The organism is Streptomyces palmae, from assembly GCF_004684805.1.
Lineage (GTDB): Bacteria > Actinomycetota > Actinomycetes > Streptomycetales > Streptomycetaceae > Streptomyces > Streptomyces palmae.
In genome coordinates this window covers 1-1,588 of record NZ_SRID01000658.1, presented here as the reverse complement: position 1 = coordinate 1,588, position 1,588 = coordinate 1, and the positions used below count along the sequence as shown (strand labels likewise).

Sequence of the window (1,588 nt, the reverse complement as noted above, 5' to 3'; positions counted from 1 at the left end):
CCCCTCCCCGACCCCCGCTCGCATGGCTTGCCTCCCTCCGCATTCCCTTCCGGGGCCCGCACGTCCCTCCTTCCGCACGCCCACCCGAGGGCGCATGCCCCCGCGCCCCGATCCGGGGTCGACGGCTCGCCGTCCATTCCCCGCCCGCCACCGTTCCCCGCGAAGGGGAATTACCCACCCCAGCGCAATGGATTTCCCGCTCCGGTATCTCTCGTCAATTCCATGGCGACCTGGTGGCCGTGAATCCATTCCGTTCCCGCAGAAAAACGCTCCACCACTGGGAGGTCGTCGCCCCTTCCGGCCGGGCCCTTCCGCCCCGGCCGCCGTCCGGCCCGGCGGCGACCCCATCGGCACCCCGGGGCACCGTGGACGATGGAGTGCGGCTACACCCCCACCGGGGCAGCGGCGGCCGATGCGGGCGCCCCGCACCGTCACCGCGCCAAGGGCGTCGAGGGCCGCCGCGACGCCGTCACCCGGGCTGCGCGTGGCGGCGGGGGCGGCGGCCGGAGCATCGCCCTGTCTGCGTTGCTGCCGGTGTGACAAAGTGGCCCGGGGCTATGGTTCCGAGAGACCTCATGCTCCTCTCAACGGCCATGCACGGGGCCTACGTTGGGGTTGAACCGGGGGTGAAGGGGCAGCGTGGCACGGGTGATCGACGACCGCTTCGAGTTGCTGTCGCGGCTCGGCGGTGGCGGTATGGGCCTGGTGTGGCGGGCGCGTGACCTGGTGCTGCACCGGGAGGTGGCGCTCAAGGAGGTACGCCCGCCGGACCCGGACCTCGCCGAGCACGACCCCGAGGCCGCCCTCGCCCTGCGCGCCCGTGTGCTGCGCGAGGCGCGAGCACTCGCCCGTATCGTCCACCCGAACGTGGTGACCATCCACCACATCGTGGACGGCGGCGAGTACACCTATCCCTGGCTCGTCATGGAACTGGTCACCGGCGGTTCACTCCAGGCCCGGCTCGACCGGGGGAGTCTGTCTCCCGCCGAGGCGGCCCGGACGGGGCGAGGAGTGCTGGCCGGGCTGCGGGCGGCGCATGCGGCCGGGATCCAGCACCGGGACATCAAACCCGCCAACATCCTGCTGCGGCCCGACGGCAGCCCGGCCCTCACCGACTTCGGCATCGCGGCCGTCCAGGGGTCCACCGTCCTGACCGCCACCGGCTCCCTCATCGGCACCCCCGACTACATGGCCCCCGAGCGCGCGGCGGGCCAGGGCGGCAGCCCCGCGGCCGACCTGTGGTCGCTGGCCATGACCCTCTACGTGGCCGTCGAAGGGCGCAATCCGATGCGCCGCGGCAACACCCTCGCCACACTCGCGGCCGTCCTCAGCGAGGAGGTGCCGCCGCCGCGCAACGCCGGCCCGCTGGCCGAGGCGCTCACCGCCGTACTGGTACGCGACCCCGAGCGGCGCCCGGACGCCCGGCGACTGGACCACCTGCTGGCCGAGGCGGAGGCGGCGGCCGAAGCGGGAACAGCCGTGCCGCCCGACGGCGCCCCCACTTCGTACCCCTCGCGGCCGTCCTCAGCGAGGAGGTGCCGCCGCCGCGCAACGCCGGCCCGCTGGCCGAGGCGCTCACCGCCGTACT

The 1,588-nt window shown here is 74.2% G+C and carries 1 protein-coding gene; it reads left to right on the top strand.

The window, feature by feature from the left end; genetic code table 11:
• Positions 1–696: 696 nt before the first annotated feature.
• A partial coding sequence (locus tag E4099_RS31870; RefSeq protein ID WP_245245351.1) for a serine/threonine-protein kinase occupies positions 697–1,588 on the top strand: 892 nt, incomplete at its 3' end.